Annotated in this window: 20 protein-coding genes and 2 pseudogenes; 13 read left to right on the top strand and 9 right to left on the bottom strand. The window is 71.5% G+C overall.

Going from position 1 to position 26,651, the window contains the following annotated elements; genetic code table 11:
• Positions 1 to 369, bottom strand: a pseudogene (locus KGQ19_RS33035) (hypothetical protein); the annotation flags it as partial.
• Between the two features lie 40 nt (positions 370 to 409).
• Here KGQ19_RS33035 and KGQ19_RS33030 point away from each other — a divergent pair.
• Positions 410 to 844 (top strand): annotated as a pseudogene (locus tag KGQ19_RS33030) (DUF4232 domain-containing protein); the annotation flags it as partial.
• Positions 845 to 925: 81 nt separating this feature from the next.
• On the opposite strand, the gene KGQ19_RS33025 reads toward KGQ19_RS33030, so the two are convergent.
• Complete coding sequence (locus KGQ19_RS33025; RefSeq protein WP_212016581.1) at positions 926 to 2,455, bottom strand: ricin-type beta-trefoil lectin domain protein; 1,530 nt, start codon at positions 2,453 to 2,455, stop codon at positions 926 to 928.
• A 212-nt stretch (positions 2,456 to 2,667) separates the two neighbouring features.
• Here KGQ19_RS33025 and KGQ19_RS33020 point away from each other — a divergent pair, with 212 nt between their 5' ends.
• Together KGQ19_RS33020 and KGQ19_RS33015 are read left to right on the top strand one after the other, a co-directional pair.
• Positions 2,668 to 3,795 (top strand): endolytic transglycosylase MltG, encoded by a 1,128-nt coding sequence (locus tag KGQ19_RS33020; protein WP_212016579.1) that lies wholly within the window; start codon positions 2,668 to 2,670, stop codon positions 3,793 to 3,795.
• A gap of 54 nt (positions 3,796 to 3,849) precedes the next feature.
• Positions 3,850 to 5,430: a helicase HerA-like domain-containing protein gene (locus tag KGQ19_RS33015; RefSeq protein ID WP_212016577.1), complete on the top strand. Its 1,581-nt coding sequence runs from the start codon at positions 3,850 to 3,852 to the stop codon at positions 5,428 to 5,430.
• Here KGQ19_RS33015 and KGQ19_RS33010 read toward each other — a convergent pair.
• Positions 5,414 to 6,625: an MFS transporter gene (locus KGQ19_RS33010; protein ID WP_212016575.1), complete on the bottom strand. Its 1,212-nt coding sequence runs from the start codon at positions 6,623 to 6,625 to the stop codon at positions 5,414 to 5,416. The genes KGQ19_RS33015 and KGQ19_RS33010 overlap by 17 nt on opposite strands.
• Positions 6,626 to 6,757: 132 nt before the next feature.
• Here KGQ19_RS33010 and KGQ19_RS33005 point away from each other — a divergent pair, with 132 nt between their 5' ends.
• Positions 6,758 to 7,258 (top strand): MarR family winged helix-turn-helix transcriptional regulator, encoded by a 501-nt coding sequence (locus KGQ19_RS33005; protein WP_212016573.1) that lies wholly within the window; start codon positions 6,758 to 6,760, stop codon positions 7,256 to 7,258.
• 101 nt (positions 7,259 to 7,359) lie between these two features.
• Here the strand turns inward: KGQ19_RS33005 and KGQ19_RS33000 are convergent, their stop codons facing one another.
• Entirely contained in the window at positions 7,360 to 8,784 is a 1,425-nt protein-coding gene (locus KGQ19_RS33000; RefSeq protein ID WP_212016571.1) for an MFS transporter, read from the bottom strand.
• 400 nt (positions 8,785 to 9,184) lie between these two features.
• Here KGQ19_RS33000 and KGQ19_RS32995 point away from each other — a divergent pair, with 400 nt between their 5' ends.
• Entirely contained in the window at positions 9,185 to 10,366 is a 1,182-nt protein-coding gene (locus KGQ19_RS32995) for a CopD family protein (protein ID WP_230419822.1), read from the top strand.
• A 68-nt stretch (positions 10,367 to 10,434) separates the two neighbouring features.
• On the opposite strand, the gene KGQ19_RS32990 is transcribed toward KGQ19_RS32995, so the two are convergent.
• On the bottom strand, positions 10,435 to 10,962 hold the full coding sequence (locus KGQ19_RS32990; RefSeq protein ID WP_212016589.1) for an NUDIX hydrolase family protein: 528 nt from the start codon (positions 10,960 to 10,962) through the stop codon (positions 10,435 to 10,437).
• A gap of 172 nt (positions 10,963 to 11,134) precedes the next feature.
• Between KGQ19_RS32990 and KGQ19_RS32985 the strand changes: the two genes are divergently transcribed.
• Both KGQ19_RS32985 and KGQ19_RS32980 read left to right on the top strand, forming a co-directional pair.
• Positions 11,135 to 12,127, top strand: coding sequence for an ATP-binding cassette domain-containing protein (locus KGQ19_RS32985; protein ID WP_212016569.1), 993 nt, complete (start codon positions 11,135 to 11,137; stop codon positions 12,125 to 12,127).
• A complete protein-coding gene (locus tag KGQ19_RS32980) occupies positions 12,124 to 12,888 on the top strand; it encodes an ABC transporter permease (protein ID WP_212016567.1) in 765 nt (254 codons plus the stop codon). Before KGQ19_RS32985 ends, KGQ19_RS32980 begins: the two co-directional genes overlap by 4 nt.
• On the opposite strand, the gene KGQ19_RS50235 is transcribed toward KGQ19_RS32980, so the two are convergent.
• Entirely contained in the window at positions 12,872 to 16,159 is a 3,288-nt protein-coding gene (locus KGQ19_RS50235) for an ATP-binding protein (protein WP_307856582.1), read from the bottom strand. The two genes, KGQ19_RS32980 and KGQ19_RS50235, sit on opposite strands and share 17 nt — an antisense overlap.
• Positions 16,160 to 16,243: 84 nt before the next feature.
• Positions 16,244 to 17,146, bottom strand: coding sequence for a LysR family transcriptional regulator (locus KGQ19_RS32970; protein ID WP_230419820.1), 903 nt, complete (start codon positions 17,144 to 17,146; stop codon positions 16,244 to 16,246).
• 67 nt (positions 17,147 to 17,213) lie between these two features.
• Between KGQ19_RS32970 and KGQ19_RS32965 the strand changes: the two genes are divergently transcribed.
• Both KGQ19_RS32965 and KGQ19_RS32960 read left to right on the top strand, forming a co-directional pair.
• Entirely contained in the window at positions 17,214 to 18,023 is an 810-nt protein-coding gene (locus tag KGQ19_RS32965; RefSeq protein WP_212016564.1) for an inositol monophosphatase family protein, read from the top strand.
• A gap of 17 nt (positions 18,024 to 18,040) precedes the next feature.
• Positions 18,041 to 18,637 (top strand): NADPH-dependent F420 reductase, encoded by a 597-nt coding sequence (locus KGQ19_RS32960; RefSeq protein ID WP_212016562.1) that lies wholly within the window; start codon positions 18,041 to 18,043, stop codon positions 18,635 to 18,637.
• Between the two features lie 21 nt (positions 18,638 to 18,658).
• Here KGQ19_RS32960 and KGQ19_RS32955 read toward each other — a convergent pair whose 3' ends face one another.
• Together KGQ19_RS32955 and KGQ19_RS32950 are read right to left on the bottom strand one after the other, a co-directional pair.
• Positions 18,659 to 18,811 carry a hypothetical protein gene (locus KGQ19_RS32955; protein ID WP_212016560.1) on the bottom strand — a complete coding sequence of 51 codons (153 nt, stop codon included), beginning with the start codon at positions 18,809 to 18,811 and terminating at the stop codon, positions 18,659 to 18,661.
• Between the two features lie 3 nt (positions 18,812 to 18,814).
• Positions 18,815 to 19,339, bottom strand: coding sequence for a MarR family winged helix-turn-helix transcriptional regulator (locus KGQ19_RS32950; protein WP_307856581.1), 525 nt, complete (start codon positions 19,337 to 19,339; stop codon positions 18,815 to 18,817).
• A gap of 107 nt (positions 19,340 to 19,446) precedes the next feature.
• On the opposite strand from KGQ19_RS32950, the gene KGQ19_RS32945 reads away from it, so the two are divergent.
• The 4 genes from KGQ19_RS32945 to KGQ19_RS32930 all read left to right on the top strand — a co-directional run bounded on the left by KGQ19_RS32945 (position 19,447) and on the right by KGQ19_RS32930 (position 26,523).
• On the top strand, positions 19,447 to 20,358 hold the full coding sequence (locus tag KGQ19_RS32945) for an alpha/beta hydrolase (protein WP_212016556.1): 912 nt from the start codon (positions 19,447 to 19,449) through the stop codon (positions 20,356 to 20,358).
• A gap of 450 nt (positions 20,359 to 20,808) precedes the next feature.
• Positions 20,809 to 23,793 carry a YfhO family protein gene (locus tag KGQ19_RS32940; protein ID WP_212016554.1) on the top strand — a complete coding sequence of 995 codons (2,985 nt, stop codon included), beginning with the start codon at positions 20,809 to 20,811 and terminating at the stop codon, positions 23,791 to 23,793.
• Positions 23,781 to 24,773 carry a glycosyltransferase family 2 protein gene (locus tag KGQ19_RS32935; RefSeq protein WP_230419819.1) on the top strand — a complete coding sequence of 331 codons (993 nt, stop codon included), beginning with the start codon at positions 23,781 to 23,783 and terminating at the stop codon, positions 24,771 to 24,773. The genes KGQ19_RS32940 and KGQ19_RS32935 overlap by 13 nt, the downstream gene beginning before the upstream one ends.
• A gap of 232 nt (positions 24,774 to 25,005) precedes the next feature.
• Positions 25,006 to 26,523, top strand: a complete 1,518-nt coding sequence (locus KGQ19_RS32930) for an alpha/beta hydrolase (RefSeq protein WP_212016552.1) — start codon at positions 25,006 to 25,008, stop codon at positions 26,521 to 26,523.
• The last annotated feature ends 128 nt before the right edge of the window (positions 26,524 to 26,651 follow it).

Here is a 26,651-nt window from a genome sequence, read left to right as displayed (position 1 = left end):
CCTTGGAGGCATGTCCACGAAGATCACGCTCTCGTCCGCCGCCATCACTCTCTGCGCGGCCCTGGCGCTCAGCGCCTGTTCATCCTCCAAGCCCGCCGCGTCCGGGTCCGCGCCGACTTCCACCAGTACGGCTTCGGCGCCCGCGGGTGGTGCCACGGAAACGTCATCGTCGGCGGCCGGCGCGGCCGGGTCGACCGGATCTACCGGGTCGACCGGATCTACCGGGTCGACCGGAGGGACCGGCTCGACTGGGGAGACCGGGTCGACCTCTTCGGCTCCGACGCGCGGCGGCTCCTCGGGCTCGGCATCCGGCACGGCCTCGGGGCCGAACACCGCCAAGCCCTCCGGCAGCGCGTCCTCGGCCCACAACGACGACAGCTACGCCTATACCCACCTCTGCGACCCGTCGAAGATCACGGTCCAGGTCACCCGCATGACCGACATCCCGACCCGCCGCCTGATCACGGTCCGCAACAACGGCAGCACCTCGTGCGGCCTGAGCTACTACCCGCTGGTGGCCATCGGCAACTCGCAGTCCGCGGACCAGAGCAAGGACGTGCGGCCGCTGATCCCGGGCGGCCTCGGCGGCCCGCCGGCCTACCCGGTCTACGCCGGCAGGACCGCCTACGCGGTCCTCGACCTCAACCCCGGCGGCTCCGGCTCGGGCCCGGCCACCACGCTGACCGAGATCAACGTCCTGGCCTCGCAGAACATGCCGAACGCGGCCACCCAGAACTTCCCGCTCGGCGGCGGCTCGGTCGGCACGCCGAAGCTGGGCCTCTACGAGGCCGGCGTCGCGGATGCCGTCGCCTCGATGCAGGGCGCCAACACGCGGCAGCAGTAGCGGCGGCGCGAAGACGACGAGAGCCCGACTCCACAGGGGTGAGTCGGGCCCTCGTCGTCGTGACGAGTTACCCATGAATTCTTACTGTTTGGCCCACTTCTCATTCGGCCCGCCGTTGCACGGCCAAGCCGACACATTCGCCCCGGCATGGATCGGCACCGGCCCGGCGGCGTCCAGGCACAGCCCCGTGTTGGCGACCGGCGAGGCCGTCCCGTTCGCGTTCCAAGCCCAGTCCTGGTTCGGCCCGCCGTGGCACGTCCACGCCGACACCTGTGCGCCGTTCTGTACCTTGCCGTTCGGCGAGGCCGCGTCCAGGCACAGGTTCGGATCGGCCATGGAATGGATGGTCCCGTCGGTGTGGATCTGCCACGCCTGGTTCGGGCTGCCGTGGCAGGCCTCGGCCGTGACCTTGGCCCCGGTCTGCACGCCGCCGGCGACGCTCGTCGCGTCCAGGCACAACGTCATCGACACCAGTGCGCTCGGCGCGGCCATCGACGGCGTGGGGGTCGGCGTCGGCGTCGGGGTGCCGCTGGTCGCCGGAGTCGCCGGCGTGGACGGGGTCGCGGCTGCCGGGGTGGTCGGGATCGACGTCGAAGCGAGCGGCACGCCCGGAACGGTCGAGACGCTGTTGTCCGTCCGGTGCCACGGCTTGGTCACGCCCAGGGCCACCCCGCCGGTGAGCACGACGGCCGCGACCACGCCGCCGATCATCAGCGCCTTCCGCTTCAAAGAGGGATCAGCCGCATAGTCCGGAACATCCGCATAAGGCGGAATGCTGTAGCGGGGCGCACCCGGAGGCCCGGGAGGCTCCGGGGGGCCGGCCGGTACCGGCGGCAGCAGTGATGTGTCATCGGAAGCTCCGCTGCCTGCGGCGGTTCCGCCCTCGCCGGGGCCAGCGGTGGCGGACCCCGCCACAGACCCCGCCATGCCAGACCCCACCACGGCAGACTCGGCCCCGGCTACCCCGCCCTCATCAGCCTGATCAGCCTCATGATCCGCTGAGCTTGGCACCTGCGGCAGCATCGTCGTCGTCTCAGTGGCGTCCGCTGAACCGGCATCCGAGCCGGAGGCTGACCCGGACCCGGACCCTGACCCGGACCCGGACCCGGAGCCCGAGCCGGAAGCAGCAGCCGCCGCCGCATCCGAAGCAGCCGCCGCCGTCACGATCTCCTTCAGCAACTCCAGCGCCTGACCCGCATCCGGCCGCTCCGCCGGATCCTGCCGGGTCAGCGCCTCGATCAGTGGCGCCAGCACCCCGGCCCTGGCCATCGCCGGTACCGGTTCGGCCGGATGCGGCGCGTAGCCCTCGACCGCCTCGAACAGCGCGGTCCCCAGCGCGTACACGTCGTTCGCCGGCGTGGCCCCGATCGCCACCCGGTCGCCGACCAGCAGGGCGTTGCCGTCGTCGGTCAGCAGGATGGTGTGCGGGTTGATGTACCCGTGCACCCGGCCCGCCGCCAGCGTGGTCAGGATCGCCCGCGCGATCAGCGCCACCCGGCTCGGGTCCAGCGGGATCACCGCGGTCTGTGCGATCCCGGTTCCCGGGTCGTGCAGCACGTCGTTCAGTGACCGGCCGCGCACCGGGCGTCCGGTGCCCCCACTTGCGTCCATCGAAGCTCGACACCCCCGCTGAATGGTCCAGGAATGGAACAGGATACTGACCCCGATCACGCTCGTTACGCCGGCCGGGTGATCCCCATCCGGCCCTGTGGAGCTGCGTCCCGGCGCCGATCCCGCCATGATCGCCTCTGAGTGAGCGTTCGATCATCGGGAGTGACGTGGTGGGTGGTCCGGAAAGCGGGAACACGGGGACCGGTTACGCCGTGCCCGAAGAGGACGACTACGAGGACCCGCCGCCCACGCGCCGTGACCGCCTGCGGGCCTGGGGCCCGCTGCTGGTGCCGCTGGTGGTGTTCGGCGGCATCGCGGCGTTCGCGTTCGCCGCCATCGCCAGCCTGACCGAGACCCCGCACGCCCCGGACTTCGGCAAGTCCGGCTGCGCGGCCGACGACAAGCACAAGGTCCTGGTCGAGGTGCACACCGGGGCCACCGGCAAGGAGATCGGCGACGCGCTGTTCGACGCCGGGGTCGTGCGCAGCTCGCAGGCCTTCGTCGACGCCGTCGGCCACAACCAGGCCGGCCGCGACATCAGCACCGGTACCTACCTGGTGTGCCCCAAGATCAGCGCGGCGTCGGCGATCACCGAGCTGCTGAACCCGGCCAACCTGTCGCCGGACTCGCTGGTCGAGGTCAGGCCCGGCGACTACAGCTGGGAGACGCTGCGGGCGCTGGCCGACAAGCGGGACTGGAACAAGGACGACCTGCAGCAGCTCATCGACACCAACCAGATCGGGCTGCCGCCCTGGTCCAAGGGCGCCGACGGCAAATGGACGGTCGAGGGCATGCTGGAGCCCGCCCGCTACACCCTGACCAGCTCCGACACCCCGCTCAGCGTGCTGACGGCGATGGTCAAGGCCCGGGTCGACGAGCTGAACTCGCTCGGCCTGACCGCGAAGGCGGCGACCCTGAAGTGCGCCCCGGCCCGGCAGTGCACGCCCGAGGAGGCGCTGACGATCGCCTCGCTGGCCGAGGCCGAGGTCACCCGGGCCGACCCGGACGGCCGCGACGTCTCCGAGGCGGTCCAGAACCGGCTCAGCCGCGGCGACTTCCTCGGCGTGGACGCGACCACCAGGTACTGGCTGAGCGAGCAGGCCGGCAAGCGGGTCACGGTGACCGCGCGCGAGGTCTCCGACCCGACCGACCCGTACGCCACCGGCGGGCACAAGGGTCTGCCGCCGACCCCGGTCAGCATCCCGTCCAAGCAGATGATCGCCGCGGTCCTGACCCCGGCGACCGAGCCTTGGTACTACTGGTGCGCCACCGACGGCGGGACGAAGTTCTTCAAGCAATCCGAGAAGACCCAGTTCGAGCAGACATGCCTGTCCCACTGAACTGCCTACTGGTCTGTCCACTGAACTGTCCCACTGAGCGCGGCGAGGTGACCGATGACGAACGACACTGACGCGGTGCGGGCGGTCGCCGCCGGCTACACCTTCGACGGCCCGACCCTGGACCTCGGCGCGCTGATGGCCGACGGCCAGCCGCACCCCGACGCCCAGATCCGCATCCCGCTGGCCATGCTCACCCGGCACGGTCTGGTCGCCGGGGCCACCGGCACCGGCAAGACCAAGACCCTGCAGGGCCTGGCCGAGCAGCTATCGGCGGCCGGCGTGCCGGTGTTCCTGGCCGACATGAAGGGCGACCTGTCCGGCCTGGCCGCGCCGGGGGAGGACAGCGAGAAGCTGACCGCGCGGACGCGGGCGCTGGGCCAGCAGTGGTCTCCGAAGGCGTTCCCGTGCGAGTTCTACGCCCTCGGCGGCCAGGGCACCGGCATCCCGGTGCGCGCGACGATCTCGGCGTTCGGCCCGACGATGCTGGCCAAGGTGCTGGACCTGAACGCCACTCAGGAGTCCTCGCTGGGCCTGGTCTTCCACTTCGCCGACACCAAGGGCTGGCTGCTGCTGGACCTCAAGGACCTGCGCAGTGTGCTGCTCTACCTGACCAGCGACGAGGGGAAGGCGGAGCTCAAGGCGATCGGCGGGCTGTCGCCGCAGACCGTCGGGGTCATCCTGCGCGAGCTGACCGCGTTCGAGGCCAAGGGCGCCGAGCCGTTCTTCGGCGAGACCGAGTTCGGCGCGCTGGACCTGATCCGCAGCACGCCGGACGGCCGCGGCGTGGTGTCGCTGCTGGAGCTGCCCGGGGTGGCCAGCCGTCCGGAGCTGTTCTCCACGTTCCTGATGTGGCTGGTCGCGGAGCTGTTCGAGCGGCTGCCGGAGGTCGGCGACCTGGACCGGCCCAAGCTCGTGTTCTTCTTCGACGAGGCGCACCTGCTGTTCAACGGCGCGTCCAAGGCGTTCGTCGCCGCGATCACCCAGGCGGTGCGGCTGATCCGGTCCAAGGGCGTCGGCATCTTCTTCATCACGCAGACCCCGAAGGACGTGCCCGGCGACGTGCTGGCCCAGCTCGGCAACCGGGTCCAGCACGCCTTGCGCGCCTACACCCCGGACGACGCGAAGGCGTTGAAGGCGACGGTGTCGACGTTCCCCAAGTCCCAGTACGACCTCGCCGAGGTGCTCCAGAACCTGGGCATCGGCGAGGCGGTGGTGACCGTGCTGTCCGAGAACGGCGCCCCGACGCCGGTGGCCTGGACCCGGCTGCGGGCGCCGGAGTCGCTGATGGCCGAGGCGGATCCGGCGGTGGTGCAGGGGATCGTGAACGCCTCGCCGCTGCTGGCGACCTACGGACCGGCCATCGACCGGGAGTCGGCTTACGAGATCCTGGCCGCCCGCGAGGTGCAGGCGCAGCAGGCCGCCGAGGACGCCGCCGCGGCCAAGGTGGCGGCCAAGGAGATGGAAGACGAGGCGAAGCGGGCTGAGCGGGAGGCCCGGAGCCGGCCCACCGCCGCGCCCAAAGCGCCGCCGAACCTCATTGATCAGGCCTTGGGATCGGCCACGGTGAAGCGGGCCATGAACACCGCGGTACGCGAGATCACCCGAAGTATTTTCGGAACTAGGAAACGGGGGTAGCGGGTGACGGACGGGTCCCGGCGTTTGTGTGGAACGCCGGGACCCGGGAATCCCCCCGTCGCTCCAGCGCGGCCGACCAGAGCGCCAACACCAGCGCGGATCCGGCGAGCAGCGCCCCGACCCAGTTCGGCGCGGTGTAGCCGAGCCCGGCGGAGATCACCACACCGCCCAGCCACGCCGAGATCGCGTTGCCCAGGTTGAAGGCGCCGATGTTGACCGCCGAGGCCAGCGTCGGCGCGCCGTGCGCCTGGTCCAGCACCCGCTTCTGCAGCGGCGGGACCGTGGCGAAGCCCAGGGCGCCGATCAGCAGGATGGTGATCGCGGCGAGGATCTTGTTGTGCGCGGTGGCGGTGAACACCAGCAACACCACGGCCAGGCCGCCGAGCGCGGTGTAGAGCATGGGCATCAGCCGCCGGTCGGCGTACCGGCCGCCGATCAGGTTGCCGAGGAACATGCCGAGGCCGAACAGCACCAGCAGCCAGGTCACCGCGCCGGTGGAGTAGCCGGCGACGTGGGTCATCATCGGGGCGATGTAGGTGATCGCGGCGAACACCCCGCCGAAGCCCAGCACGGTCATCGCCATGGCCAGCACGACCTGGGTGTTGCCGAAGGCGGCCAGCTCCCGGCGCAGGTGCGCGCCTTCGGGCCGGGGCAGCGGCGGGACCAGCTTGGCGATGCCGACCAGCCCGGCCACGCCGAGGGCGGCCACCACGCCGAACGTCACCCGCCAGCCGACGGCCTGGCCGACCAGGGTGCCCAGCGGCACGCCGACGACGTTCGCCACGGTCAGGCCGGTGAACATCCCGGCTATCGCCCCGGCCTTCTTCTCCGGGGCCACCAGTTCGGCGGCGACCACCGAGCCGATGCCGAAGAAGGCGCCGTGGGCCAGCGCCGTCACGATCCGGCCGGCCAGCATCACCTCGAAGGACGGGGCCAGCGCCGAGATCAGGTTGCCGAGCACGAACAGGCCCATGAGCAGCATGAGCATGGTCTTGCGGCCGACTTTGGTGCCGAGCGCGGTCATCAGCGGGGCGCCGGCCACGACGCCGAGCGCGTAGCCGGTGACCAGCAGGCCGGCCGAGGGGATCGAGACGCCGTAGTCGCCGGCGATCTGCGGGAGCAGGCCCATCGGCACGAACTCGGTGGTGCCGATGCCGAAGGCCCCGATGGCCAGGGCGAGGAGCGCGAGAGGCATGGGGTGGCCCTCCATGGTGTTGCTGATTGCTTGAGCGGCTTACGGGCCACCACAATAATTGCAGACGCATGTACTTGCAAACACAACGATTGCACGCGCGGTATATTGCGGGGAAGGAAAGGACGCCACGCCATGACCGCCACCGCCTCCGGCACCACAGTCACCGGCACCCCGGCCGCCCCCGCTCCGGTCCCGTTCGGGCTGGCCTGCGGCTGGTACGCGCTGTCGCTGCTGCAAGGCCGGATCGAGACCCACCTGGAGCACGCCCTCCAGGCCCACGACCTGAGCGTCCGCGAGTACTCGCTGCTGGACGTCCTCAGCGCCCAGCACGACGGCGACGGCGGTCACCTGCGGATGAACCAGGTCGCGGACGCGGTCGTGCTGAGTCAGAGCGCTACGACCCGCCTGGTCACCCGGCTGGAGGACCGCGGGCTGCTGGAGCGCTACCTGTGCCCCACCGACCGGCGCGGCATCTACACCAACGTCACGCCCGCCGGTCTCGCGCTGCTGACCGAGGCCCGGCCCACGCAGGACGCCGCGCTGCGCGAGGCGCTGGCGGACGCGCGCACCGATCCGCGGTTGGTGCCGCTGGTCGAGACGGTCGAACAGCTCAACCGGGCGGCCAAGCGCTGAGTCGGTTGTCGGGCGAAGCGCGCCGCTGCTGGACGCCCCGGCCGGGCCGGCTGGACCGGCTCGGCTGGCTGGGCCGGCTCGGCTGGGCTCGACCGACTGAGTCAGGCCGCTGATCGCGGATTGGCGACGTAGCGGTAAGCCACGACCGCGCCGGCGAATTCGACAGTGCAGGCCACGGTGAGCGCGATCCGCAGGCCGTGGACGAAGTGCGGGCCGCTGGTCGCACCGTCGGCGGCGAGGTCCATGACCGTGCCCTGGACCGCCACGCCGAGCGTGGCGCCGAACATCCGGGCCAGGTTCGCCAGGCCGGAGGCGAGCCCGGCCAGTTCCGGGGCCACCGCCGACACCGCCACGCCGACCACCGGGCCGGTGTTCAGCGCCAGCCCGACGCCGATGATGGTGAAGGCGGTCTCCAGGACGAGCAGGCCGGCGTCCGCGCCGGCCACGGCGTAGATCAGGATCCCGAGACCCATCGCGGCCATGCCGGCGGTCATCGGCAGCCGCGGACCGTGCTTCGTCACCAGCCGCCCGGTCAGCGGGGACAGTACGGTGGCGGCCACGGCGAGCGGCAGCATGCCCATCCCGGCGCCCAGCGCCGAGGCGCCGCGTTCCTGCTGGAACATCAGGCTGGTCAGCATGAGCATGCCGTACATCCCGAACGTCATGCAGGCCGCGACGATCATCGATACCGGCAGCTGCCCGCGACGCAGCAGGGGCAGCGGGATCATCGGCGCGCGGTGGCGCCGCTCGGCGGCCACGAACGCCACCGGCCCGGCCACGCACCCCGCGACGCACAGCAGGGTGGCCGGCGAGGTCCACCCGAGTTCGCGGCCCTGCACCACGACGAACGTGATCAGCGCGAGCGAGACGACGGCCAGGACCTGGCCGAGCGGGTCGAGCGTGCGCGCGTCCGGGTTGCGCGACTCCGGGACGTGGCGCAGCGTCAGCGCCAGCGCGGCGACCCCGATCGGCACGTTGACCCAGAAGATCGACTGCCAGCCGAGGGTCTGCACCGCGAGCCCGCCGAGCGTCGGCCCGACGGCCAGCCCGCTCCCGGCCACCAGCGACCACGCGGCCATCGCCCGATTCCGCTCCCGCCGCCCCGGGAACGCCGTGGCCAGGATCGCAAGGCTCTGCGGCAGCATCATCCCGGCCCCCGCGCCCTGCGTCACCCGCCCGGCGAGCAGCACCGGAAGGCCGGGCGCCAGCGCGCAGGCGGTGGATCCGAGCACGAACACCGCGACCCCGATCCGGAACAGCTGCCGGCGGCCGAAGCGGTCGCCGAGCGTGCCGCCGGTGAGCAGCAGCGCGGCGAAGGTGACGTTGTAGGCGTCGACGACCCACTGCAGCCCGGCCAGGCCGCCGGACAGGTCGTGCCGGACGGCGGGCAGGGCGACGTTCACCGCGGTGGTGTCGACCTGGCCCAGGAACAGGGCCAGGCAGGTCGCGATCAGGGTCACTCCGGCCCGGGGGAGTGCGGCCGTCGGGGTGGGGGCGGCAGCCGAGGCCGTTTGCGCTGTCGACATATCGATGACCGTAGGGGCGGGACGTTTCGGCGGTGGCCGAAGTCGGTGGGTGCGCGGGGCGGAGGCGCTGGTGGCGGGTGTCGGTGCGGGCTGAGTCGGGTGTCGGCGGAGGCGGCGAGTGGTCGGCTGACTGAAGGTGGGTGCGCGGAGCGGAGTTGCTGGTGGCGGGTGTCGGTGAGGGCTGAATTGGGTGTCGGGCGGGAGCGGCGGGAGCAGCGAGCGGTCGGCGAAGTGGTCGGCGAGTGGTCGGCCGAACGCGAAGGCGGGCGCGCGTCGCAGGTGTATGGGGGCTGAGTCGGCCGTGGTCGATGTGGGCCGCTTCTCATCCCGCCGGCGTTGACGATCAACTTAGGTTTGCCTAACCTAACCCTCGCCACCTCATCCATCCCCAGGGGGAACCTTGATCGCCACGCCTGTCCTCGCTGCCCGCGCGCCCGCGCCGTCCACCCCGCTCGGCTCGTTCGAGAGCAGCGCCGTGTCCTGGGCGAGTTGGCTGACCCTGATGTCCTTCGTCGGGCTGGTCGCGCTGGCGCTCGTGGCCGCGGCACCGGCGCGCGCGGTGGGCGGCCGGGCGGAGCGGCTGGTGCGCGGGCGGTTGGCGTGGGCCGCGGTCGCCGCCGGGGTGCTGGCGTTCCCCGCGGTGCTCAGCCACCATGCGCGGAGCGCGTCAGGCTACGACTTCGGGTCGGCCTGGCGCGCGCTCTTCGACGGCTCGAACGCCGGTCTGCTGGCCGGCCTGGAGACCGTCCTGCCGCCGATCGGTGCCCTGGTCCTGCTGCCCGTGGCCGTCCGCCGGGTGCTCCCGAAGCCGCTGGCCACCGGGCTGTGGACGGCCGGGTTGGTGCTCGGCGTCGTCGCCCTGGGCGCCACGAACATCCCGGCCAAGCGGCCCGCCGATCTGGGCCTCGGGATCTTCCAGGCCTTCATGTGGATGCTGCACCTGATCGGCGGTGGCGTGTGGATCGGCGGGCTGCTCGGACTCGTGGTCCTCGCGGTGCGCGGCGGGCTGGACTCCGCGTTCTGGTCGGCGACGATCCGCCGGTTCGCGGCGGTCGCGATGGGCTGCGTCTCGGCCGTCTTGCTGTCCGGCCTGTTCCTCTACTGGGAGCACGTGGACGGCCCGGGCCAGTTGTTCACGACCATGTACGGCCGCGTCCTCGGGGTGAAGCTCGTGTTGTTCGGCGGGCTGCTCGTCCTCGGCGCGGTGAACCAGTTCTGGATGCATCCGCGTATCGACGCGCTGCGCGCCGCCGGCGACGACCGCCCGCTGCGCACCATCCTGGTCCGCCGCTTCCCGCTCGTGGTCGGCGTCGAGGTGGCCATGGTCCTGGCGCTGGTGTTCGTCGCGCAGTTCCTGCACGGCTCCGCGCGGAACCAGGCCTACCAGGCAGATCTCGCCAAGCAGGGGACCGCGCCGCACGCGAAGCTCCCCACGCTGCCGCAGAAGCACGTCTCCGCCTCGACCTGGATCGAGGGCACGGCGGAGACGGCCGCCGTCCTGGTCGTGGCGATCGGCGGCTACCGTTTCTCCGGCCGCCTGGCCCGGCGCCGGACGGTTTCGGCGGCGGCATCGGAGGCTTAGGACTTCCCGACGCCGAAGCAGGCCGACCCGAAGCAGGCCGACCCGAAGCAGCCCAGCTGTTCAGCCGCTCAACTCAGGCAGCCGACATGCGCCAACGCCTGCCGCAGCAACGTCCCCTGACCGCCGTGCATGTCCTGCGACACGCTGTCCGAGGAAGCCTCCTGCGGGGTGAGCCACACCAGGTCGAGCGCGTCCTGCCGCGGTGAGCAGTCGCCGTTGACCGGCACCACGTACGCCAGTGCCACCGCGTGCTGCCGGGGGTCGTGGTAGGGCGTGACGCCGGCGGTCGGGAAGTACTCGGCCACGGTGAAGGGCTGGAGCGAGGCCGGGATGTTCGGCAACGCGACCGGGCCGAGGTCCTTCTCCAGGTGGCGCAGCAGCGCGTCGCGCAGGCGCTCGTGGTGCAGCACGCGGCCGGAGACCAGGCTGCGGGTGATCTCCCCGTCGGGCGAGATGCGCAGCAGGAGGCCGACGCTGGTCACCTCGCCGGCCGCGTCCACGCGGACCGGGACCGCCTGGACGTAGACGATCGGCAGGTGGGCACGGATCTGCTCGAGTTCGGACGGCGGGAACCAGCCCGGGGTCGTCTCGATCATTTCGGACATTGGCTGATCGTACTAGTGGCGGGGGCGGATGGGGGATCCTGACTCTTCCGGATCCCGACTCCGTCTCGCCGCCGGGGGCAGCGCGAAGTCCCGTGTCAGCCTGTGTCAGCCCGTGTCAGGCCGGTGTCAGGACCGCGTCAGGGCGGCTCGCGATGGTTGAGCCATGGAGAACACAGCGATCGCAGTCACCGGACTGCGGAAAACCTACGGCGACAAAGTCGTCCTGGACGGCATCGGCTTCGAGGTCGCCTCCGGCTCGGTCTTCTCGATGCTCGGCCCGAACGGAGCCGGCAAGACGACCACGGTGAACGTCCTCACCACGCTCATGAAGCCGGACGCCGGGGCGATACGGGTGGCCGGGTACGACGTGGCCACCCAGACCAAGCAGGTGCGGTCGGCGATCGGCGTGACCGGGCAGTTCGCCGCGGTCGACGAGCTGCTGACCGGGCGCGAGAACCTGCGGATGATGGCCGACCTGAAGCGGATCCGCTCTGCCGGGCAGCTGGTCTCCGGGCTCCTGGAGCGCTTCGAGCTGGCCGAGGCCGCGGACAAGCAGGCCTCGACCTACTCCGGCGGGATGCGGCGCAAGCTGGACCTGGCGATGACGCTGGTCGGGAGCCCGCGGATCATCTTCCTGGACGAGCCGACCACCGGGTTGGACCCGCGGAGCCGGCGGACCATGTGGGAGATCGTCCGGGAGCTGGTGGCCGACGGCACGACCATCTTCCTGACCACCCAGTACCTGGACGAGGCCGACCAGTTGGCCGGTCAGATCGCGGTGCTGGACGGCGGCCGGATCGTCGCGCACGGCACTCCCGAAGAGCTCAAGCGCCAGATCCCCGGCACCCACGTGCGCCTCAGGTTCGCGACCCTGGCCGAGCTCGACAGCGCGGCGCGGGTGCTGCCCTCCGGAACGCGCGACGAGTCCGAGCTGACCCTGCGCGTGCCCAGCGACGGCACCTCCCGCGCGCTGCGGGCCCTGCTGGACCGGCTTGAGGAGAACGCGCTGGACTCCGAGGAGTTCTCCGTGCACACGCCGGACCTCGACGACGTCTTCCTCGCCCTCACCGGGCAGCCGGCCGACGGCGAGTCCGCCGCACAGTCCACTGAGTCCACCCAGACCACCCACCCCGCCACGGAGGCGACCGCGTCATGAGCACCCCATCCACCGCCCTCGGCGACTCGGCGATCATGCTGCGCCGCAACTTCCGCCACACCGTCCGCAACCCCGTGACCGTCTTCAACGCGATCCTCTTCCCGATCGTCATGATGCTGATGTTCGTGTATGTCTTCGGCGGCGCGTTCAAGGTCCCCGGCAGCTACGTGGACTACGCCGTGCCCGGCCTGATCGTCATGGCCATCACCTACGGCCTGGGCCCGACCGCGACCTCCGTCAACGACGACATGACCAAGGGCATCATCAACCGCTTCAAGACCATGGACGTCTCCCGAGGGGCGGTCCTGACCGGCCACGTGGTGGCCACCACGGTCCGCAGCGTGATCGCGGTCGGGGCCATCATCGGCGTCGGCTTCGCGATGGGCTTCCGCTCGCACGGCAGCCTGCTCGACTGGCTCGGCGCGATCGGCCTGGTGCTGCTGCTGGCCTTCGCGACCAGCTGGCTGACGGTGGCGATGGGACTGTCCGCCAAGTCGGTGGAGTCCGCCGGGCTGGCGACCGTGCCGCTGATCATGCTGCCCTTCCTGAGCAGCGCGTTCGTGCCGGCCTCGACCATGAAGACCGGGGTGAAGCAGTTCGCTGAGTACCAGCCCTTCACCCCGATCATCGAGACGCTGCGCGGGCTGCTCTCCGGCGGCCACGTCACGACCAGCCACACCGTGCAGGCCCTGGCCTGGTGCGTCGGGTTCGCCGTCCTGGGCTACCTCTGGGCGGTGTCGACGTTCAAGAAGCGAGCGTGACCTGGGTGAGCTCGGACCAGTCGGTCCGGCCCCCCTCTCGTACCGCCTCGGTGAACTCCACGTCACCGAGGCGGTTCCGTGCTTCCCGCTCGATCCGCGCCTCGTCCGGGAGACAGTCCTCCGGCAGTCCGCGCAGCGCGGTGGCCGCGCCGAGCAGCCGCGCGGCCTGCTCCGGCCGGTCGGCGCGCAGGGCCAGGTCCGCCACTCCGACCAGCATCGCGCCGATCAGCAGCGGAAGCCCGGTCTCGGCTGCCGCCGCGACGGCCTCCGCGCTGTGGGTGCGGGCCTCGCCGAGGTCTTCGGTGAGGCGGGAGAGCAGATCGTGGCGCATCGCGCGGAAGTTCGCGCGCTCGGCTTCCGCGCCGAGCACGGACGTCGCGATGCCGACCTGGCGCCGGGCCTCCGCGGGCTCGCCGGACCACCGGGCCAGATCCGCCTTCGCCAGCGCCACCTCGAACCGGGCGTTCGGCCAGCCGACGCGATCGGCGTTCTGCGCGGCCTCGCCGATCGCGGCCGCCGAGGCCTCTTCATTGCCGTCCATCCAGTAGAGCATCGCCAAGCGGGCCTGCATCCGGATGACGTCCTCGGGGGCACCGGCCTCGGAGACCACCACGACCGCCTGCTCATAGAGCTCCGCGGCCCTGGTGAACTCGCCGCGCATGGTGATCCGATCGGCCACCTCGGTCAGTGCGAACGAGATCCCGAACCGTTCGCCGAGGACCTGGAACTCGGCGAGCGCCGTCTCCAGGTACTCGTCCGCGTCCAGCCCGCCCTGGCCGAACATGACCCGCATCTTCCCCATCTGCAGGCGGGCCAGCGCGCGCACCCACGGATTGTCGTCAGCCAACTGCGGCTCGAACGCGGACAGGACCTCCTGCGGCGCCCGCAGCATTCGCTCCATCGGCTCGATGAGGGCGATTCCCGGGTGCCGGTGCGGGCTGGGCTCGATGCCTCGGCTGGCCTCGTACGCCTTGTGGATCCACTCCTCGGCGGCGTGCTCGTCGCTCCGCCCGGAGGTCACGAACATGCCGATGAGCGCGTAGACCACGGCCCGGACCTCGTCGGTCGTCTCGCCGGGCAGCGCGGCGGCGGCGGTCAGGTACTCCAGGCCCTCGCTCCGATACCCGGCCAGCCACCAATACCAGCCCGAGGACGCGGCGAGCCGCATCGCTGCCTGCGCCGCTCCTGCCGCCAGCGCACCGGCTGGCAGCGTTCCTGCCGCCAGCGCTCCGGCTGCGGGTGCTTCGGCCGCGGGTGAGCCGGCCGCAGGTGCTTCGGCCGCGTGTGTCCCGGCCGCGAGCGCGCCGCGCATGGCCGCCGCGATGTCGCCGTGCTCGACGTTCAACACAGCGAGCCACTTCACCTGATCAGCCAGGCGAAGCTCTGGCTCCGCGGTCTCGGTCAGCGAGGTGTAGTAGGCCAGGTGCGTTTCCCGCGCCGTCTCCGCTTCGCCCGCCTCAGCCAGCCGCTGTGCGGCGTACTCCCGGATCGTGCCGCTCATCCGATAGCGCGGCGCGTCCTCAGGCACCCCGTCCGCGACCACCAACGACTTCTCGATCAGCGCGGTCAGCAGCTCCAGTACCGACTCCGGCCCGACCTCGGTCCCGGTCCCGGCCCCGGCGCAGACCTGCTCGGCAGCCTCCAGACCCGCCCCGCCGGAGAACACCGAGAGCCGGCGCAGAACCACGCGTTCCTCGTCGGACAGCAGCTCCCAGCTCCAGTCGACCACCGCGCGCAGCGTCCGGTGCCGGGGCAGCGCGATCCGGCTGCCGCCGGTGAGCAGCCGGAACCGGTCGTCCAGGCGGTTCGCCAGCTGCTCCACCGACATGGTCCGCAGCCGCGCCGCCGCCAGCTCGATGGCCAGCGGCATCCCGTCCAGGGCCCGGCACACCCGGGCCATCGTGGCCAGCTGCCGGGCGTCGGCCGCCAGATCCGGGCGCACCGCCTGGGCCCGGTCCCGCAGCAGCTGGACGGCCGGGGACGCCGCGATCTCGTCCCGGTCCGCGTCCTCGGCGGGCAGCTTCAGCGGGCTGACCGGCCACAGCGCCTCGCCGGTGATGCCGAGCGGCTCGCGGCTGGTCGCCAGGATCCGCAGGCCCCGGCACTCGCCGAGCACCCGGTGCGCGAACATCGCCGCGGACTCGATGACGTGCTCGCAGTTGTCGAGGATGAGCAGGGCCCGCCGCTCGCGCATCGCCGTGACGAACCGGTCCGTGGGCTCGGCGTTCGGGTTCTCGCCGAGCAGGGTGTCGCGCAGACCCAGCGCGGACAGCGCGGCCTGCGCCACGTCGGCCACGCCGCCGTCCGACCCGATCGCGGCCAGCTCCACCAGCCACGCCCCGTCCGACAGATCGCCGAGCGCCGTGCGCGCGGCCTCCACGGCCAGCCGGGTCTTCCCGGCGCCGCCGGGCCCGATCACGGTGCTGAGCCGCTGCTCCTGGACGAGGTCGCGGACCGCGGCCACGTCCGCGTCCCGGCCGACGAAACTCGTCAGCTCCGAGCGCAGGTTGGTCTTGCGCGTCTCCTCGCGCCGGCCGCCGAGTTCGCCCCGCAGCAGGGCGACGTGCAGCGCGGACAGCTCCGGCGAGGGGTCCGCACCCAGCTCGTCGGCCAGCGCCTCCCTCGTGCGCTGATACACCTGCAGCGCCTCGCTGTCGCGACCCGCGGCGTTCAGCGCCTTCATCAGCGCGGCGACCAGCCGTTCGCGGGTCGGGTGCGCGGCCACCAGATCGGTCAGCTCGGTGACCAGCTCCGCACCGCGCCCGAGCGCGAGTTCGGCCTCGAAGCGCTCCTCGCCGGCGGTCAGCCGGATCCCCTCGAGCCGGACGACGACCGCGTCGAACGCGCCGCTCTCCTGCAAGCCCACGTCCTGCATCGCGGCGCCGCGCCAGAGCGCGAAGGCCTCGCGCAGCAGCCGGGCCCGCTCGGACACGTCCTGGCCCGCCGCCTGGCTCGCGCCGACCAGCCGCTCGAAACGCACGGCGTCCACCGCGTCCGGATCCACGGTCAGCCGGTAGCCGTCGGTGAGCCCGTCGATCGCCGCGTCCGGCAGCGCCTTGCGCAGCCGGGACATCAAGCGCTGCAAGGCGTTCGCCGCGTCCGAGGGCGGGTTCTCGCCCCAGATCCAGTCGACCAGCGAGGACTTGGGCACCACCTGGTTCGGCCGCAGGGCCAGGGCGATCAGTACTCCGCGCAGGCGCGCGCCTGGCACGTCGGCCAGGCCGCCGTCGTCCGTGCGGACCTCCAACGGCCCCAGCATCGCGATGTGCACGCGCTGATCCTGCCATGCGCGGTGGTTGGGGGCATCAGGCTGCCGGACGGGGCGGCTCAGGAGGATCGGCCCACGGCCGTCGGCTCAGTGCGGCGAGCTGAGCGCGGTCCGCGCGAGCTCTCGCAGCCAGGCATGTGCGCGGTCGGTGTCATAGCGCTGATGCCAGGACAGGAAAACCGGCGCCGGACGCAGGTCGAGCGGCAGCGCGAGCGCGAGCAGGCCGAGATCGGCGACCGGCCGCCGGGTGGTCGACTCCGGCGCGGTGACCACCAGGTCGCTGCCGCGGACGAACTCCAGCGCGGTGGCCTCGGTGGGAGCGGTCGCCACCACGCGGCGTGCCAGCCCGAGCCCGGCCAGGACATCGTCGATCCCGCCGGTCAGATTGCCCCGGCGGGACACGGCGAGGTGGTCGGCGGCGGCGTACCGCTCGGCGGTCAGGGCTTCCCGGCCGTCGCCGAGCGGGTGTCCCCGCCGGACGACGACCACCTGGTCGGTCTCGGCCACCCGCTCGCCGCGGACGTCCGGCGCGGTCGGTGGATTCGCGTTCGCTTCCAGGTCCACCTCGCCGCGCCGCAGGCCCGGGTTGTCGGTGCTGGATTCGGCGATGAAGCGCAGCCGTACGCCCGGCGCCTGCTCCCGCACGGCCGCCAGCAGCGCGGGCCCGCCGAGCGCGACCAGCGAATCGTGCCAGCGCAGGGTGAAAGTCCGTTCCAGGGCCGGCAGATCCAGCTCGCGGCTCGGCGCCAGCACGCCCTGGACTTGCTGCAACAGCGCGTGCACCTGCGCCCGGACGGCGATCGCGTAGGGCGTCGGCGTCATGGTGCGGCCGGTGCGCACCAGGATCTGGTCGCCGGTGGTGCGCCGGATCCGGCCCAGGCTGCGGCTCATCGCCGGGGCGGTGACGTGCAGCCGGTCGGCGGCCCCGGCCACGCTGCCCTCTTCGAGCAGGGCGTCCAGAGCGGCCAGCAGGTTCAGATCCAGTTGCATGGGAGTCATTCTAGACATGCATAGCATGCACTTGAAGTTAATGATGGGCCTGCTTACCGTCAGGGACATGACCGAAGCGAAGAACGATGTCATCCCCGACGCCGAGGTGTTGGCGCAGACCGCGGCGGCCGTGCGCGAAGCGGGTTCGGTGCTGCTGGAGCGCTTCGGCGCCGTGGCGGGCTACCGGACCCGCGAGGACCTGATGCGGTTGCTCGCCGCCAACGACGAAGCAGCGCTGGAGGTCCTGCGTCCGCGGCTGTCGCGGCTGCGGCCGGACGCACGCTGGGTCGAGGACGAGCTGGCCGGCGGGGCGCTGCCGGCCGGCCAGTGGTGGGTCGTGGACCCGGCCGAGGGCAACGTCAACCACCTGCACGCGCTGCCGGAATGGGCCGTGACCGCGACCCTGGTCCGGGCCGACGAGCCCGTGCTCACCGTTGTCCACCTGCCGCTGACCGGCCAGACCTACACCGCGCTGGCCGGCGGCGGGGCGTTTCTCGACGGCCGGCCACTGCGCGTCTCCGGCGCCGCCGACCTCGGCCTGAGCCTGGTGGCGACCAGCCAGGCGCGCCCGAACGAGGACGAGCGGGTCGTGCGCCGGGTCGGCGACTCGATCGGCGCGATGCTCCGCGCCGCGCTCGTGGTGCGGACGTCGGTCCCGGCGACCCTGCACCTGGCCGACGTGGCCGCCGGCCGGGTCGACGCGTTCTGGCAGTTCGCCGGCGCCCGCGCGGACCTGCTGCCCGGGGCGCTGCTCGTCACCGAAGCCGGCGGTCGGGTCTCGGACGCCGAAGGCCGGCCCTGGAGTCCGGCCGGCGAGAGCTTCCTGGCCGCCGCGCCCGGAGTGCATGCCGCCGCAGTAGCCACGCTTTCCCGCTGAAGAAGGAATCAGATCCCATGACCACAATCGCAGTACTCGGAAACGGCCGTGTCGGTGGCGGCCTGGCCGACGGCCTCAGCCGGGCCGGACATCAGGTGACTGTCGCGGACCGCACGCCGGGCTCGGCGGACGCCGCCATCGGCGCCGCGCACGTCGTCATCAACGCCACCCCGGGTGCGGGCTCGCTGGAGCGGCTGTCCGCTCTGCGCGCGCCGCTGCGGGGGAAGATCCTCCTCGACGTCTCCAACGCGACGATCGACGGTCCGGACGGACTGCCCGCCGACCTGGTGTATCAGGGGCCGAGCCTGGCTGAGCGGCTGCAAGCGGCGCTTCCGGAGACTCAGGTCATCAAGACCCTGAATACGATGCTCTACTCCGTGATGACCGCTCCCGCCTCGCTGGAGCAGCCGCCGACCGTGTTCCTGTCCGGCGAGGACCCCTCGGCCAAGCAGATCGTCCGCCGACTGCTCGGCGATCTCGGCTGGCGTCCGGAGTGGATCACGGATCTCGGCGGGATCGAGACCGCGCGGGCGGCCGAGGCCGCGATTCTGTTCGTTCCGCACGTGATCCGCTCCGGCGGGTTCGCGCCGTTCGCGGTCTCGATCGCCCGCTGACCGCGAGCTGACTACGAAAGGTCAGGTGCGCTTGACCCACAGGTCGTAGGAGTCCCAAGGCCAGCCGTCGCCGATGCGGAGGTATGCGGTCCAGGACTTCGGGATGCCGGCCTGCCCGGCCGCCTCGCAGCTGTCGTGCCAGTAGTAGCTGCCCTGCTTGCTGAGCGGGCGCACGCTCTAGCCCACCGGCACGCCGACGCGCGCGTCCTCAAGGGCCTGTCGCAAGGTGGCGAGCGCCGCCCCGACGGCGCTCACCTGTTCGGCGCCGATCGCGGTGGTGATCAGCTCCGCCAGGTGGCCGTGGAAGGTCTGTTCGGCCTCTGCGACGAGCGTGGCGCCGTCGGCGGTGAGGCTGATCAGCGACGAGCGCCGGTCCGCCGGGTTCGGCAGCCGGGCCGCCCAGCCGTTCGCTTCGAACCGATCGATGATCTTGCTCGCCGCGCCGATGCCGATGGCGAACGCGGTGGCGATGTCGGCGACCCGGCACTCCGGGTGGTCGCGCACGAAGCGCAGCCCCTCGTACTGCGAGGTGACGATCCCGTGTTCGGCGCGCAGCTTGTCGCCGACGGCGTTGTAGAGCCGGGTCTCGCAGCGCACCAGGTCGTCGAAGAAGGAGGCGAGGTCGGAGGCTGGGTCGGTGGGGGCGGCCGGGCCGGTGTCGCCGCCCGCGCCGCCGGGGCCGGTTGCTGAAGTAGATGCCACGGCATATAGTCTACTCATACATGCCACGGCATTTACTTCTTGGGCATGTACATGGCGATATCGGCATGCCGACGCCGGCTTCACCACACCACCTCCCGGAGGACCCCATGACTTGGCAACAGCGGCGTGACCTGGAAGCGATGCTCCTGAAGGAGGCGCACGAGCCGGAACCGCTGCCGATCGAGCAGCTGCGCGAGAGGTTCGCCGCGATGATGGCGGGGTTCCCGGCCCCGGCCGACGTGCGCGGCACCCCGACCGAACTCGGCGGCCGCCCCGCGCTCCGGGTCGAGCCCGAAGGGGAGCCCCGGGCGGGGGCGATCCTGTACCTGCACGGCGGATCCTGGGTGCTCGGCTCACCGGCCACCGGGTTCGTCAACACCGCGAACCTGGTCACCCGGACCCGGGTCGCGGCGATCTCGCTGGACTACCGGCTGGCCCCCGAACACCCGTTCCCGGCCGCGATCGAGGACTGCCTGGCCGCCTACCGCGCCCTGCTCGACGCCGGCACCGACCCGGCGACGATCGTCTTCGCCGGCGACTCGGCCGGCGGCGGGCTGAGCGTGAGCACCAGCCTGGCCGCCCGCGCCGCCGGTCTGCCGCAGCCCGCGGCGATCGTGGCGTTCTCGCCGGGCGTCGACCTCACGCGCGCCGGTGCGTCGATGGTCACCAGGCAGGACCGCGACCCCTACTTCACCCGGGACGGCTTCGGCCACACCACCGCGATGTACCTCGGCGGCCAGGACCCGGCCCAGCCGCTGCTGTCGCCGGCCGTGTACGCAGACCTGACCGGGCTGCCGCCGATGCTGCTCCAGGTCGGTACCAACGAACTCCTGCTCGATGACGCGGTGCGGCTCGCGGCCCGCGCCGCCGAAGCCGACGTGGACGTGATCCTGGACGTCACCGCCGGGGTGCCCCACGTGTTCCAGTCCTTCGGTCCGGCGCTCGACGAGGCGGGCCGGGCCCTGGACCGCGCGGCGCTGTTCATCACCCAGCACCTGGGCGTGTCGGCCGCGCGGTGACGACCCGTTCGGAGTATCCGATGGTGTGCTGAGTGCACCGGGGTGGAAGCGCTCACATGAGTGATCAACGCGCGGACACCCTCGGGAGGCACACCATGCGGGACTCTGTGCGAACCCGTGGCTCCGGCCTGCCCGCCGTTCCCGGACGATTTCCCCCCGACCAGATGCGGCAATACCGAACGTCCATTGTCAACGGCGGCCACTCGTGGCAAAGGCGTCCACTCGCGTTTCGTGACAACGCCGCGGCGAGGTCCGGCGCTGGCGGTCGGTGCCTGCTGACCGTCGTACTTCTCGCCTCCCGTAATAGAAAGCTCCATTGCCACCCGCAGAAAACTGGGAACCTCAGCTTTATTCCGGTAAAGGTTTTAGGTACTCCTCAGATTCCCTGGCTACGGTCCCCGGTATCACCGTCGCCGATTCAGCGACGCACCTCTTCTGCATCGGATCGGCATGACGGGAATTCGTGAGTCCAGCGGCAGCGAGCCGACATTCGCCCCGGTGGCGGCCGTGGCCGACCCGAACGCCGTGCGCGTGGAGCCGACGGCCGCCGCGCGGGCGGAACGGCCGCCGCTGGCGGCCCGGGCCTGGAAGCGGCGGCCTCGCGCGCTGACCGTGATGGCGGTGCTCGGCGTCCTGCTGTTCGCGCTGTGGGGCATCGGCGGGCCGCTGTTCGGGACCTCGACGCTGACCCCGACCGACGAGATGGTCAGCAACGGCCCCTGGGTGAGCGCCGGGTTCGCCGGAACCGTGCCCTCGAACACCTATCTGGACGACACCTACACCTCCGAGCTGCCCAGCGAGATCCTGTTCAAGCAGCAGCTGGACCACGGCAAGGTGGCCCAGTGGAACCCCTACGGCGCGGGCGGCAGCGCGCTGGGGGCCATCCCGGACTACGCGTTCTACTCGCCGCTTTCCGTCCCGTTCTACGTCCTGCCGTCCTGGCTGGCCCCGGCCTACGAACGGCTGCTGGAGATCGTGTGTTCGGTCGGCGGCGCGTTCCTGTTCCTGCGCCGGGTGTCGCTGTCGCGGCCGGCGGCGCTGCTCGGCGGGATCACGTTCGCCGGCAGCGGGTTCATGGTCGCCTGGCTCGGCTTCCCGCAGACCAGGGTGGCCGCGTTCATCCCCGTGCTGTTCTGGACGATCGAGCGGTTCATCCAGGAACGCCGGGCCCGGGACGCGGCCCTGGCGGCGTTGCCGGTGGCCGCTTTGTTCCTCGGCGGGTTCCCATCAGTGGCCGGATACGCGCTGCTGACCGGAACCGCCTACGCGGTGGTCCGATTGGCCGGCGAACATCGCGAGGAGCTACGACGACGGGTGTTCCGCCCGCTGGTACGTCCGGTGCTGTATCTCGCCGGGTCGCTGGCCGCCGGGATCGGGCTGGCGCTGTTCCAGCTGATCCCGTTCCTCAGCTTCTTCGGGACCTGGATGATCCAGGGCCGCAGCCAGTCGGCCTCGGCCACGCTGCCGGTGCCCAGCGTCCTGACGATGGTCGCGCCGTGGTCGTTCGGCACGGTCGACGCCAAGGACCCGATCCAGTTCGTGCTGTCGACCAACATGGTCGAGGCCGTGTCCTACATCGGCGCGGCCGCCGCGGTCCTGGTGGTGGCGGCGATCGCGATGCCGCGCCGGGGCCGGGCGCTGCTGCCGGTCGGGACCTGGGTGTTCGTCATCGGCGCCACCTTGGCGTGGATCGAGCTCATCTACCTCGGCGGGCCGCCGCTGGCGCTGTTGCAGCGGCTGCCCGGCGCCCGGGCCCTGTTCGAGCAGAACTTCATCGGGCGGGCCCGCAGCATCCTGGGCTTCCTGCTCGCGGTGCTGGTGGCCGTCGGCTTCGAGCTGTTGGTCAGGGCCCGGGCGCAGGAGGAGCAGACATGGCCGCGGCGCCGCTGGTGGGCGGCGGTGGTGGTGGCCGGCGGGGTCGCGTCGGCGGGGGTCATGGTCTACCGGGGCCGCACCACGATGCGGGTCGACGCCGCCGCCTCCGGGCAGGACGTCACCAAGGCCCTGCACCAGTACGGGAGCCAGATCGGGAGCGCGGCGGTCATCGTCGCGATCGCCGTCGCGTGCGTGGTCGCGCTGCGGGTGGCCGGGCGCCAGGCCTTCATCGGCCGCAAGCAGGTGCGGATCGTCCGGTTCTCGGCCGCGACGACGCTCATCGTGCTGATGGCGGTGCAGGGCGCGCAATTCATGCAGGGCTACTATCCGAAGTCCAGCAAGGCCATGTTCTATCCGGTCACCGACACCCACACGTTCCTCGCCGACAACCTCGGTGAGCAGCGATACGCCTCCTCCTACGACGCCATAGTGTTCGGTACCGGCACCGCCTACGATCTGCGTTCGGTGAACGGCCACAACTTCCTGAACGCCGACTTCGCCGCGTTGATGCAGGGCGTGCCCGACGGCGCGGTGCCGTATCCGACCTACGTCGACTTCCAGCCGCACGACACGAAGCAGGCCACCAGCCCGGTGCTGGACCGGCTGGGCACCAAGTACTGGGTGGCCGGGCCCACCGACGGCGTGTTCGGCGCGGTCTCCGCCGCCGCCCGCAGCGGCACGACACAGCTGGTCCCCGGGCAGCCGGTCACCGTCCCGGTCACCGGCCCGCTGCGCGGCGTCTCGGTCACGCCGGAGGGCAACGTGCCCTGGGACGTCGCCGGGCTGACCAAGGGCACCACGATCGACGTCGTGATCCACGACGCCAGCGGCAAGGTGGTCGCCACCTCCAGCCAGCTCACCGGCGCCCGGGCCGGCACCCCGCTCCAGGTCGCCGTCGCCGCCGACTCGGTCCCGGCCGGCACCGCGCTGACCGCGACCATCACCCTGCACGCCAGCGCCCCGCTGACCGTCGACGCGGACAACGGGAAACCGGCCGTCGACACGATCGACGACACCGACGACGGGCTGCGCGTGGCCTATGTCGGCTCCTCGGTCATATACGAACGGCTCAACGCCATGCCCCGGATCCGGTGGGCGTCGCAGAGCACTGTGGTCGCCTCGCAGGACCAGCGGGTGGCGATGCTGGCCTCCGGGACGGTGCCGGACGACACGGTGGTGCTGTCCGACCCGGGACCGGCCGCGTCCGGACAGCCGGCGGCGGTGCGGGTGCTCAGCGACGGGACGGACTCGATCAGCAGCACGGTGAACGCGCAGGGCTCCGGGTATCTGGTGGTCGCCGACGCCGACCAGGTCGGCTGGCAGGTCACGGTCGACGGCAAAAACGCCGCCCTGGTGAAGGCGGACCAGGGGCTGGTGGCGGTGAACGTGCCGGCCGGGACGCACACGGTGACGCTGCACTACGGCCTCCCGCAGCAGACGGCGGCGACCTGGGCCTCCGGCGCGGTGGGCGTCGCGCTGCTGGCCGTGCCGGCCGGCGAGTGGTGGTGGGAGCGGCGGCGCTCGCGGATCGGGAAGGGGCCTGTTCCATGGCACTCGTAGACACGAATCCGGCAACTGGTTTGGACGGCTCGGATGGCTCGGGCAGCTCGGACCCGATAGCCGCGGCGCTCGCCGCGGACTTTGAGGGCGGCGTCGTCCCTCACGTGAGCGTCGTGTTGCCCTGTTACAACGAGGAGGCGCACGTCCTGCTGGAGATCCAGCGGATCTGCGCCGCTCTGGACGCCACCGACTACCCCTACGAGGTGCTGGCGATCGACGACGCCTCCACGGACGGGACCCTGGAGGTGCTGCGCAAGGCCGAGATCGAGTACGCGTCGGTGAAGGTGGTGGCCTTCAAACGCAACGGCGGGGCCGGGACGGTGCGTCGGATCGGGTCGAAGATGGCCCGGGGCGACATCGTGGTGTGGACCGACGCCGACATGTCCTACCCCAACGAGCGGATCCCCGAGCTGGTGGAGATGCTCGATTTCGACGCGGGCATCGACCAGGTGGTCGGCGCGCGGAAGGCCGAGAGGGGTTCGCACCGGCTGCTGCGGATACCGGCGAAGTGGGTCATCCGCAAGATCGCGGAGAAGCTGACCAACCAGAAGATCCCGGACCTGAACTCGGGTCTGCGCGCCATGCGCCGCGAAGTCGCTCTGCCTTACCTGCGGCTGCTGCCGCCCGGCTTCTCCTGCGTCACCACGATCACGTTGGCGTTCATGTCCAACCAGAAGAACGTGGTCTACATCCCGATCGACTACGCGAAGCGGGCCGGCAAGTCGAAGTTCCGCTTCGTCACCGACGCCTACCGCTACATCCTCCAGGTGTTGCGGATGGTCATGTACTTCAACCCGTTGAAGGTCCTGATGCCGCTGGCGTTGTGGCTGATCGGGATCGGCGTGGTGAAGGCGGTGTTCGACCTGGTGGTGCATCCGTTCCGGTTCGCGCAGAACACGGCCCTGCTGATACTCAGTGGTCTGATCATCGCCTCGATGGCGTTGCTGGCGGACCTGATCGTGCGGTCCCGGCCGGAGTGAATGCGCCCAGACGCGTAGCCGGCCTGTCCGCCTGAGGTCGCAGGCGTCTCCGCCTCAAGGCGGAAGCGACGGCGCGGCGGCCGCTGGTCTACTTCGAACGCTGTTATCGGGCGTACGGATTGGACAACACGTGGTCGCATTTAGATTTCGGCGGCTGGCGGCGGTCGTGGCGGCGGGGCTTATGGCCCTCATGCCGGCGGTCGCCATGGCCGACACGGCTGGCATGGCTGGCATGGCTGGCATGGCTGGCACGGCCGACACAGCCGACACAGCCGACACGGTTCCCGGTGGTTACCAGGTCGCACCTGCTGCTTGGCAGCCCTGCCAGGACGGCATGCAGTGCGCGACGGTGCAGGTGCCGCTGGACTACCGGCATCCGCGGGGCGAGAAGATCAGCATCGCGATGATGCGGCACCAGGCTACGGATGCCGCGCATCGCCGGGGGACGCTGTTCTTCAACTCCGGCGGTCCCTACGAGCAGTTGCTGAACTTCCCCCGCTATCTCCCGGCACTCCCCGCGGTGTGGCTGGCGCAGTACGACATCGTCAACTTCGACCCGCGCGGCTTCGGCTACAGCACCTCAGTGCGCTGTTTCCCCAGCGAGGCGGCGGAGGCCGGCTTCCTGGCCGGGCTGCCCGCCGACGTCCCGGTGACCCCGGCGCAGATCTCGACGTGGGATCAGACCATGGCCGCCTTCTCCGCGCAGTGCGCCAAGACCAACGGCAGCCTGCTCCAGCACACCAGCACCGCCGACGTGGCCCGGGACATGGACCTGCTCCGGCAGGCGGTCGGCGCGCCGATGCTGAACTACGTGGCGGGCTCCTACGGCACCGGTCTGGGCGCCGTCTACGCCAACCTCTTCCCCGGCAAGGTCGGCCGCATGATCCTGGACGGCAACGTCGACCCGGTGGCGTGGACCCGGAGCGACGGCGGGACGGTGCCCCCGTTCGTGGCCATGCGCGCGGACGTGGCCAGCGCCAGAACACTCGACGGCCTGCTCGACACCTGCGGTGCGACCTCGACCGCCAAGTGTGCCTTCTCCGCCGGGACCCCGGCCGCCACCAAGGCCAAGTACGACACGCTGATCAGCCTGCTGCACGCGCACCCGGTCACCATCGGCAGCCCGCCCAACGCGCAGACGTGTGACGACGTCTGCGCCACATACAGCATTCCGCTGGCGCAAGTGAGTCAGTGGACTGACGGCGCGGCCTACCTTCAGCAACTCTGGCAGGCCGCGCACACCGGCCAGGCCGTTGCCGCCCCTGCCGTCGCAGCCACCAAGGCCAGTGCCGGCACCGACCCGACACCGCCCTACGTCGGCGGCGAGCAGACCTTCGCAACGATCTGCTCCGACAGCGACCACCCCCGCGACCCGCGCGCCTACACCACCACCGCCCGCATCTCACAGGCCAGGGCCGGCCTGATCGGCCTGTCCTGGACCTGGACGACCGAGATCTGCGCCACCTGGCCCAAGAGCGAGGACACCTACCTGGGCCCCTGGAACCGCCCCACCGCCAACCCGATCCTGATCGTCGGCAACACCGGCGACCCCAACACCCCTTACTGGAACTCGATCGCGATGACCCACGACCTGGCCCGGGCCCGGCTACTCACGATCGACGGCTTCGGACACACCGAACTCCTCAACCCGAGCACCTGCGCCACGGACTACGAAACCAGCTACCTCCAGACCGGCGCCCTGCCCGCGCAGGGGACGGTCTGTCAGCAGGACGCCGCGCCGTTCGCCTGACTTGCTTGTGCCGTGTCAGGCAACCTTTGCCCCGGTGGTTCGCCGACTGGTGTTGTGGGCCGGTATGACTTGCTGCTGGGGCATGGCTGCGGGATCACGGGATTCTGGAGCGCAGGTGGGTGGGGGTG

Source organism: Catenulispora pinistramenti (assembly GCF_018274385.1).
In the GTDB taxonomy this organism is placed as follows: domain Bacteria; phylum Actinomycetota; class Actinomycetes; order Streptomycetales; family Catenulisporaceae; genus Catenulispora; species Catenulispora pinistramenti.
This window is presented reverse-complemented; position numbering and strand designations above follow the sequence as displayed.